Here is a 9,157-nt window from a genome sequence, read left to right as displayed (position 1 = left end):
ACGCCCCCCACCCCCCCCCCCCCCCCCCTCCCCCCCCCCCCCCCCCCCCCCCCCCCCCCCCCCCCCCCCCCCCCCCCCCCCCCCCCCCCCCCCCCCCCCCCCCCCCCCCCCCCCCCCCCCCCGCCGTGCGTGCCGGTTGCTCAGTACCAGTGGTGGGTCTGCCAGAACGCCCAGGCGGCGTTCGGGCTGCCGTAGCGCTCGTTCATGTAGTTCAGCGTCCACTTGATCTGGGTCACCGGGTTGGTGCGCCAGTCCGCGCCCGCCGAGGCCATCTTCGAGGCCGGCAGCGCCTGGCCCAGGCCGTAGGAGCCGGAGGACGGGTTGGTGGCCCGGAAGTTCCAGCTGCTCTCGTGGTTGACGATGTTGGCGAAGGCGGCCCACTGGCCGGCGGGCACCATGCTCTGGGCCAGCGCGCGGATGCCGGACGGGCTCAGGTCGGTGGCCACCGGGGCGGCCGGCGCCTGCTGCGCCGCGGGGGCGGGCGCCGGGGCCTGCTGCGGGGCGGGGGCCTGCTGCGGCTGCTCGGTCGGCTGCTGCGCGGGCTGCGGCTCGGCCGGCTGCTCGGTCGGCGGCTGCTCCTGCTGGGCGGCGGCCGGCGGCTGCGCGGGGGTGGTGAACGGCGCGAAGTCGGCGACGTGACCGGCCTCGCCCTGCGGGGCGTTCGGCTTCAGGTAGTCGGCGGCCGCGATCCGGGCGGCGGCGGCCGGGGCACTGGTCGTGGTGAGCTTCAGGTCCTCGCCGTGGCCGGCCTCGGCGGCGGTGAGGGTGACGGCGGGCTTGGCCGCCGGGGCCGCGACGGTGGCCGCGTCGGAGGGGAGCGCGAAGGCCACGGCGGAGGCGACGACCGTGGTGGCCAGGCCGGCCGAGGCGAGGACCACGGAGGATCGTCGTCGGACGGTGGTCATCAGGGCGCTGCGCATACTGGGTCTACCTCGTTCGGGTTGCCGGTCCTCCGGGCGCACGACGGCGGCGCGGCAGCGGGCCGCAGGCCGGCGAAGGCGTGCTCGGGTGACCGTGGGCACCCCGGGGAGTCCGGTCGGTGCCGTACGGAAGGCGCGCCGCCGTGCAGAAGTCCGGGGCCGGCGGTGGGCCGGGTCCCGGCGGCACCGGAACAGCGCCCGGTGCGGGCGGCGCGCTTGGCGACTCGTCCAGGTTTAACCCGGTCCGTCACGGCGGACCAAAACGCGCCGCTACGACGGTCGATCGTAGTGACCGCGCGACTACGGCCGCCCGGGGCCGGGTTTCCGCGGTCGGGTGGCAACGGGCCGCCGCGTAGTCCCGATCCGTCTGTGGTCACCGTCACCAGTTCGGTGACGCCGGGTGATCGGACCGCGACGCCCGGCGCTCGACTGTTAGGACTCTTGACAGATAAGTGGTCTAGTCCAACGATGAGTCCTGTCCATCCGACCGGGATGCACTGTGGGGGTGTGACCACCGGCCGGCGGGGACTCGCCCTGCCCTGATTCGCCCACCGCCCCCGACTCATCCGCACCACCTCGACCGACGACGCGTCGCCTCGCGCCGGTCGTTGGCATGCGCACGTCCATTTTTCCCGGATTTTCGGCACCTCCTCCCCTGATCCGTCCACGTCTGCTGGAGCACAGATGCGACTTCACAGATCCGTCCAGGCCGTGCTGACCGCCGGCGCCACGCTGGCCGCCTCGGCCGGCCTGCTGGTCGGCGCGGGCACCGCCGCGCACGCGGCCGCGCCGACCCCGCTGCCCGCGCACGTCTTCGCGCCCTACTTCGAGGCCTACAGCTCCGACAACCCGGCCACCCTGGCGAGCCAGTCGGGCAACAAGTACCTGTCGATGGCCTTCCTCCAGGCCGACACCAAGGGCTCCTGCACCGCCTACTGGAACGGGCAGAGCAGCAGCCCGGTGGCCGCCTCGACCTTCGGCAGCGCGATCGCCTCGATCCAGGCGAACGGCGGCGACGTCGTCCCGTCCTTCGGCGGCTACTCCGCCGACAACGGCGGCACCGAGATCGCCGACAGCTGCACCGACGTCAACCAGATCGCGGCGCAGTACGAGAAGGTCATCACCACGTACAACGTCAGCCGGATCGACCTCGACACCGAGGACAACTCGCTGACCGACACCGCCGGCATCGACCGCCGCAACAAGGCGGTCAAGCAGGTCGAGCAGTGGGCCGCGACCAACGGGCGCAGCGTGCAGTTCTCCTACACCCTGCCGACCACCACCAGCGGGCTGGCCGACTCGGGACTCGCCGTGCTGCAGAACGCGGTGAGCAACGGCACCCGGGTCGACGTGGTCAACATCATGGCCTTCGACTACTACGACGGCGCCAGCCACGAGATGGGCACCGACGCCGAGCACGCCGCCACCGGCCTCTACAACCAGCTGGCCGGCCTCTACCCGAGCGAGACGCCGGCCCAGCTCTGGTCCTCGATCGGCATCACCCTGATGCCTGGCGTCGACGACTTCGGCACCGGGGAGACCACCACCGTCCAGGACGCGGCCACCGTGCAGAGCTGGGCGAGTGGCAAGGGCGTCGACACGCTCTCGTTCTGGGCGCTGGAGCGCGACAACGGCAGCTGCGCGGTGGGCACCGCCGGCAACGACAACTGCTCCGGGATCGCCCAGAACACCTGGGACTTCAGCCACGCCATGGAGCCCTTCACCTCGGGCGGCGGCGGCCAGACCGGCAACGACTTCTCGCTGGGCGACACGCCCGGCGGCGGCTCGGTGCAGCCGGGCGGCTCGACCAGCAGCACGGTGAGCACCGCGGTCACCTCGGGCAGCGCGCAGAGCGTGGCCCTGTCGGTCTCCGGCGCCCCGGCCGGCGTGAGCGCGAGCCTCAGCCCCGCCACCGTCACCGCCGGCGGCAGCGCCACCCTCACCCTGGCCACCACCAGCGCCGTCGCCCCCGGCAGCTACCCCCTCACCATCACCGGCACCGCCGCCTCCGGCAGCCACACCGCGAGCTACACCCTCACGGTCACCGGCTCGGGGTCGACCGGGCTGGTCAACGGCGGCTTCGAGAGCGGCAGCCTGAGCCCGTGGACCTGCCAGGCCGGCAGCGCCGTGGTCGGCACGCCGGTGCACTCCGGCAGCCACGCGCTGCAGGTGACGCCGTCCGACAGCACCACCGGTGAGTGCGACCAGAGCGTCACCCTGCTGCCCGACCACGCGTACACGCTGACCGGGTGGGTGCAGGGCAACTACGCCTACCTCGGCGTCAGCGGCGGCGCCACCGGCTCCAGCTGGACCTCGGCCAGTGCCTGGACCCAGCTGAGCGTGCCGTTCACCACCGACTCGACCGGCAAGGCGACGGTGTACGTGCACGGTTGGTACGCCCAGGGCAACGTCTACGCGGACGATCTCGCGATCAACTGACGCCTGACGGCAGGCGTCCGGACCCGGGCGGGGTGCGGTCCGGACCCGGGCGGGGTGCGGTCAGAGCACCTTGCCCGGGTTCATCAGGCCGTGCGGGTCCAGCGCCGCCTTCACCGCCCGCTGCAGCTCCAGTTCCAGCGGCGACCGGGTGGCGGCCAGCGCCGCGCGCTTCAGCACGCCGATGCCGTGCTCGGCGCTGACGCTCCCGGCGAAGTCCGCCACCAGCTGCTCGATCACCGGCGAACTCCCCTCCCCCGCCAGTACGTTGAGGTGCACATTGCCGTCCCCGACGTGCCCGAAGGCGTTCACCAGCGCCCCCGGGCAGGCCTGCGCCACCGCCTGCTCGGCGGTCTCGACGAACCGGGCGATCGCGCCGAGCGGCACGCTGACGTCGTGCTTGACCGCGCCGCCCGCGCGCTTCTCCGCCTCCGGCAGTGCCTCGCGCAGCGCCCAGAGCGCCCGGGCCTGGGCCGCGTCGAGGGCCGGCACCGCGTCCACCGCCAGGCGCTGCTCGACGGCGCGGGCCAGGAAGGCCTCCAGCTGCGCGGTCAGTCCGGCGCCGTCCCGGGTGGCGGTGGCCTCCACCAGCAGGTAGCGCGGGTGCGGGCGGTCGAACGGGTCGCGGTGGCCGGCGGTGTGCGCGAGCACCAGGTCCAGCCCGGTGCGGCCGAACAGCTCCAGCGCGGTGAGGCGGTCCTCCAGCAGCTCCCGGGCGAGCGCGAGCAGCGCGGGCAGCGGGGCCAGGCCGGGCAGCGCGAGCAGGGCCACCGCCTGGTGCCGGGGGCGGGGGAAGAGGCGCAGCGTGGCGGCCGTGACGATGCCGAGGGTGCCCTCCGAGCCGATCAGCAGCTGTTTGAGGTCGTAGCCGGTGTTGTCCTTGTACAGGGTGCGCAGCCCGTGCCAGATCCGCCCGTCCGGCAGCACCGCCTCCAGGCCGAGCACCAGGTCGCGGGTCATGCCGTAGCGCAGCACGTTGCTGCCGCCGGCGTTGGTGGCGACCGCGCCGCCGATCCGGCAGCTGCCCTCGGAGGCCAGCCGGAGCGGGAAGAGCAGCCCGGCCCGCTCGGCCGCCTGCTGCACCTCGGTGACGGTGCAGCCCGCCTCGGCGGTGAGTGCGAAGTCGGCGGGGTCGACGCTGCGGATCCGGTCCAGCCCGCGCACGCTGAGCACCACCTGGGTGCCCTCGCCGAGCGGCAGCGCCCCGCCCACCAGCCCGGTCCCGCCCGCGAAGGGCACCACCGGAACCCGGTGCCGAGCGCACACCGCCACCGCGGCCGCGACCTGCTCGGTGCTGCGCGGGCGCAGCACCGCGGCGGGGTGGGCGGGGAACAGGCCGCGCTCGTCCCGGACGAACGCGGCCGCGGGATCGTCGGGAGCCAGCACCCCCGGGTCGCCGAGCACCCGGCGCAGCTCGGCGAGTGCGGCAGGGAGGGTCATGGGGACCACGGTAACGTGCCGGGGGTGGTCCGGCGGGGGATCATTCGCCTACCGTGGGCCACCATGAGCGGAATGATCATCTTCGCACGGGATCTACGACATCGAGGTCGACACCGGCGCCGCCTCGCCGGCCGAGTGCGCGAAGCGGATCAGGGACTTCCTGCCGAACCGGCCCTTCCCCACCGCCTTCCAGCGCCTCAAGACTGTCTGACGCACCCCGACCGCCTCCAGGAAGGCAGCGTTCCGTTGTCCGACACCGCACTCCCCCGCACCGCCCGCGTGATCGCCCCCGCCGGCCTGGCGCCCGGCGCCGGCTACAGCCAGGTCGCCTGGGGCACCGGGCGCACCGTCGCCGTCTCCGGGCAGGTGGCACTCGACGAGCACGGCGCCCTGGTCGGCCCGGGCGACCCGGAGGCCCAGGCGCGCCAGGTCTTCGAGAACGTCCGCCGCTGCCTCGCCGAGGCCGGCGCGACCTTCGCCGACGTGATCAAGTTGACCTTCTTCGCCACCGACGTCGCCCAGTTGCCCGCGCTGCGCGCCGCCCGGGACGCCGTGATCGACACGGCCCGGCCGCCGGCCAGTTCGGCCTTCGTGGTGGCCGCGCTGATCCGTCCCGAGTTCCTGGTCGAGGTCGACGCGCTCGCCGTGGTGCCCGCGACCGCCGACTGAGGTCCGCACCGGGACCGCACCGCCCTCGGGCCCCACAGGGCCGGGCCACGGGTGAGTTCGCGCCATTACCCGGGCCCGCCCCGCGGGGCCCCGCGCTTCCCCTCGAATGACCGGTACATGCCCATGGCCTAGTCCGATCGCCACCGGGCCCGGCCGCTCCGCCGCCGCGGCAGGCACCCGTCGCGGCCCGGTTGTACCGAAATTCGGACAACCACCCCCGGTCGACGGCGGACTCACCCTCTGGCACACCCAGCTGACCCTGCGTTAGCGTTCCTGCCGTCGACGCCGCGGCAAGATCGGCGGCCGGGCCACGGCCCGCCGCACCGCGGGCGCGACGGGGGTGTGCGGGGCCGCCGCGGGAGGATCCGCGCGCACGGCCCGGCCCGGGGGCACCCCGCCGGGGACCACTTCGCACCGCAGCAACCCGAACCACCGCAGGCCGGGACGACCCTGCCCGCGGCGCATCGCTCCTCGGTACCCCGCCCCGCGGGGTACCCCACGACCTGGAGGAACGCATGGGTTACCGGAAACGCTGGGCCGCCGCGCTGGCCGCGGGCTCGCTGCTCGCCCTCGGGGCGCCACTGGCCGCGCACGCCACCGGCACCGCGTCCGCCTACCGCACCGACCTGCGCGTCCTGGTGCTCGACGACGGCGGCCCCGCCGTGGGCGCGATCACCGCCGAGCTGACCGGCGAAGGCGTCCCGTACACCGACGTCCAGCTCGCCGCCGCGGGCCGCCCCACGATCAACGCGGCCTTCCTCACCGCGACCCTCCCGGACGGCTCCACCGAGGCCAGGTACCAGGGCGTGGTGCTGCCCAGCGCCGGCGCGCTCGGCAGCGGCACCGCCGAGTCGGCCGCGCTGCTCTCCTACGAGCAGGCCTACCACGTCCGCCAGGTCGACGCCTACACCTACCCGCAGCCCGCGGTCGGCCTCAACTGGCCGCAGAACCCCGGCTACCTCGGCTCGCTGGACGGGATGAACGCCGCCACCACCGCCGCCGGCGCGGCCGGTGCCTTCGGCTACCTCAAGGGCCCGGTCCCGTTCGAGCAGATCAACCCGGCCGTCTCGGAGAGCTACGGCTACCTGGCCACCCCGCTGGCCACCCAGCTCGCGGGGCACACGTTCACCCCGCTGGTGGACATGCCGATCCCCAACAGCACCGCCCGCGGCAGCCTGGTCGGCGACTACCAGCACGACGGCATCGACGAGTTGGTGACCACCTTCGCCTACAACCAGTACCAGCAGCAGTGGCGGCTGCTGGCCCGCGGCATGGTCGACTGGCTGACCCAGGGCGTGCACCTCGGTTTCGACCGCGACTACCTGGCGGTCCAGGTGGACAACGTGCTGAACACCGACAACCGCTGGAGCACCACCCTCAAGTGCACCGCCGGTGACGCCAACTGCGCGGTGGCGGCGGGCAGTCCGGACGCGGTGCCGATCCGGCTGACCGCGGCCGACGTGGACTTCGCCAAGCAGTGGGCGGCCACCAACGGCCTCGCCCTGGACCTGGTGGTCGACGGCGGCGGCAGCACCGCCCAGGCGGCCGGCCCGGGCGCCGGCACCGACGCCACCCAGGCCCAGTTGGTGACCGACGCGTCCGCGTTCCGGTTCGTCGACGGCACCTACGGCCACCCGTACCTCGGCTGCGTGCAGAACACCGCGGTGGTGCCGTGGAGCTGCGCCACCGACAGCACCGGCGCGGTCCAGTGGACCAGCCAGGCCGCGATCACCGCGGCGATCCAGTCCAACCTGACCTGGGCCCAGGGCAAGGGCCTGGCACTGGACCCGAGCGAGCTGGTCACCGCGCAGAACTCCGGCCTCGCGCTGCGGCCGCAGCAGAGCGCCGACAACCCGTCGCTGGCCCCGGCCCTGACCGCCGCCGGCGTGACCGCGCTGGCCTCCAACGGCTCGCTGGAGCCGGCCTCCCGCCAGGTCGGTCCGGCCACCACGGTGCCCGGGCACGGCGGCGACGTCTTCCACAACGCCGCCACCGCCGCCGAGGAGGCCGACGAGTACAACTGGCTCTACACCTCCACCGCCCAGGGCGGCAGCGGCGCCTGCAGCAGCTCGACCACCTCGGCCTGCCTGGCCGCGCCGCTGAACACCACCACCGGTTTCGCCGCCACCATCGTGCCGAGCGAGGCCCGGATCGCGCTCTCCCACGTGCTCGGCAACGACCCGGCGCCGCTGGTGTACGCGCAGAGCAACTTCACCGAGGACCGGATCGCCTACCCCGTGCTGAACCAGATCCTCAGCACCTACCAGGGCCTGCTCAACGCCAACACCCCGCTGGTCAACCTGCGCCTGAAGGACATCGCCGCCCAGCAGCGGCAGCGCTCCGCCTGGAACGCCGCCGTGGCCGCCGGGAGCGTGACCGCCTACCAGATCGGGTCCATCGTCACCGTCTCGGCGCCCGCCGGGGTGACCGTGCCGGTGACCTCGCCGACCGGCACCGTCCAGGTGCAGCAGACCGGCACCGCGAACACCGTGGCCGGGACCGCGTACGCCGGTGAGCTCTCCGGCTGGCTGGCCCCCGCCACCGGCCAGACGGCGGTGACCCTGCAGGTGCCCACCGCCCCGGCCAAGCCGCCGGTGGCCCACAGCACGCCCGCCGCGGCCCCGGTCACCCGGCCGTACCTGCCGGCGGGCGTGCGGGTGCCGATGCCGTTCGGGCCGGGTGACACCACCCGGATCCGGGCCGACCGGCAGAGCTGACCCCGCCTCACCTCCCCGCTCACAGCGCCCCGTCCGGTCCGCGGACGGGGCGCCGCGGGTCGCACCGCCGCCGGTTAGGATGCGAAACAGCTACCCGCCGGAAGCAAGGAGTCACACCCGTGCACGTCGGATTCATCGGCCTGGGCGCCATGGGGCGCGAGATGGCTGCGCAACTCGTCAAGGCGGGCCACCAGGTCCGGGTCTGGAACCGCTCCCCCGAGCCGGTGGCGGCGCTGGTGGAGCTGGGCGCCGAGGCGGCCTCGACCCCGGCGCAGGCGCTGGCCGGCGAGGTGCTGGTGTCGATGCTCGCGGACGACGCGGCGGTGGAGTCGCTGCTGCTGGACGAGGCGCTGCTGGCCGCCGCCCCGATCGGCGTGCACGTCAACATGGCCACCGTCTCGCCGGACCTGGCCCGCCGGGCGGCCGAGCTGCACCAGCGGCACGGGATCGGCTACGTCGCCGCGCCGGTGCTGGGCCGCACCGACGTGGCGGCGGCCGGGAACCTGAACATCCTGGCGGCCGGCGAGAGCGCCCTGCTGGACCGGGTGGCCCCGCTGTTCGCCGCGATGGGCCGGCAGACCTACCGGCTGGGCGAGCGGCCCGAGCTGGCCAACGTGGCGAAGATCAGCACCAACTTCCTGATCGTCTCGGCGGTCGAGGCGCTCGCCGAGGCGACCGCGCTGGCCGAGGGCAACGGGCTGGCCGCCGCCGACCTGCTGGAGGTGCTGACCGGCACCGTCTTCCCCGGCCCGGTCTACGCCGGCTACGGCGGCATGATCGCCGCCCGCCGCTACGACCCCGCCTTCCGGCTGGCGCTCGGCCTCAAGGACGTCGGCCTGGCCCAGGACGCGGGCAAGGCGGCGCACGTGCCGATGCCGACCGCCGGCGTGCTGCGCGAGGCCCTGCTGGAGGCCATCGCGCACGGCGACGGCGGCCTCGACCTGGCGGCGCTCGGTGAGACCGCGCGCCGCCGGG

At 74.6% G+C, this 9,157-nt stretch carries 7 protein-coding genes; 5 read left to right on the top strand and 2 right to left on the bottom strand.

Features of this window, described 5'->3' with window-relative positions:
* Positions 1-140: 140 nt before the first annotated feature.
* The gene (locus tag ACQRUO_RS16470; RefSeq protein ID WP_428316665.1) at positions 141-920 is read right to left on the bottom strand and encodes a transglycosylase SLT domain-containing protein; all 780 of its coding nucleotides are present in this window, start codon (positions 918-920) and stop codon (positions 141-143) included.
* A 684-nt stretch (positions 921-1,604) separates the two neighbouring features.
* Here ACQRUO_RS16470 and ACQRUO_RS16465 point away from each other — a divergent pair.
* Positions 1,605-3,359, top strand: a complete 1,755-nt coding sequence (locus ACQRUO_RS16465) for a carbohydrate binding domain-containing protein (protein ID WP_428316664.1) — start codon at positions 1,605-1,607, stop codon at positions 3,357-3,359.
* 60 nt (positions 3,360-3,419) lie between these two features.
* On the opposite strand, the gene ACQRUO_RS16460 is transcribed toward ACQRUO_RS16465, so the two are convergent.
* A complete protein-coding gene (locus ACQRUO_RS16460; RefSeq protein WP_428316663.1) occupies positions 3,420-4,796 on the bottom strand; it encodes an FAD-binding oxidoreductase in 1,377 nt (458 codons plus the stop codon).
* Between the two features lie 91 nt (positions 4,797-4,887).
* Here ACQRUO_RS16460 and ACQRUO_RS16455 point away from each other — a divergent pair, with 91 nt between their 5' ends.
* The 4 genes from ACQRUO_RS16455 to ACQRUO_RS16440 form a co-directional block, all read left to right on the top strand.
* Positions 4,888-5,007, top strand: coding sequence for a hypothetical protein (locus tag ACQRUO_RS16455; RefSeq protein ID WP_428316687.1), 120 nt, complete (start codon positions 4,888-4,890; stop codon positions 5,005-5,007).
* 35 nt (positions 5,008-5,042) lie between these two features.
* Entirely contained in the window at positions 5,043-5,465 is a 423-nt protein-coding gene (locus ACQRUO_RS16450; RefSeq protein WP_428316662.1) for a RidA family protein, read from the top strand.
* A 515-nt stretch (positions 5,466-5,980) separates the two neighbouring features.
* Positions 5,981-8,182: a hypothetical protein gene (locus ACQRUO_RS16445; RefSeq protein ID WP_428316661.1), complete on the top strand. Its 2,202-nt coding sequence runs from the start codon at positions 5,981-5,983 to the stop codon at positions 8,180-8,182.
* 119 nt (positions 8,183-8,301) lie between these two features.
* A partial coding sequence (locus tag ACQRUO_RS16440) for an NAD(P)-dependent oxidoreductase (protein ID WP_428316660.1) occupies positions 8,302-9,157 on the top strand: 856 nt, incomplete at its 3' end.

This window comes from Kitasatospora sp. LaBMicrA B282 (assembly GCF_050325825.1).
Taxonomy (GTDB): domain Bacteria; phylum Actinomycetota; class Actinomycetes; order Streptomycetales; family Streptomycetaceae; genus Kitasatospora.
Note: the sequence above shows the minus strand (reverse complement) of the source record. Positions and strands in the feature narration are given on the sequence as shown.

Excerpts from the sequence above, each read along its gene's own strand:
- ACQRUO_RS16470 (WP_428316665.1), bottom strand. The coding sequence starts at position 920 with ATGCGCAGCGCCCTGATGACCACCGTCCGACGACGATCCTCCGTGGTC.
- ACQRUO_RS16465 (WP_428316664.1), top strand. The coding sequence starts at position 1,605 with ATGCGACTTCACAGATCCGTCCAGGCCGTGCTGACCGCCGGCGCCACG.
- ACQRUO_RS16460 (WP_428316663.1), bottom strand. The coding sequence starts at position 4,796 with ATGACCCTCCCTGCCGCACTCGCCGAGCTGCGCCGGGTGCTCGGCGAC.
- ACQRUO_RS16445 (WP_428316661.1), top strand. The coding sequence starts at position 5,981 with ATGGGTTACCGGAAACGCTGGGCCGCCGCGCTGGCCGCGGGCTCGCTG.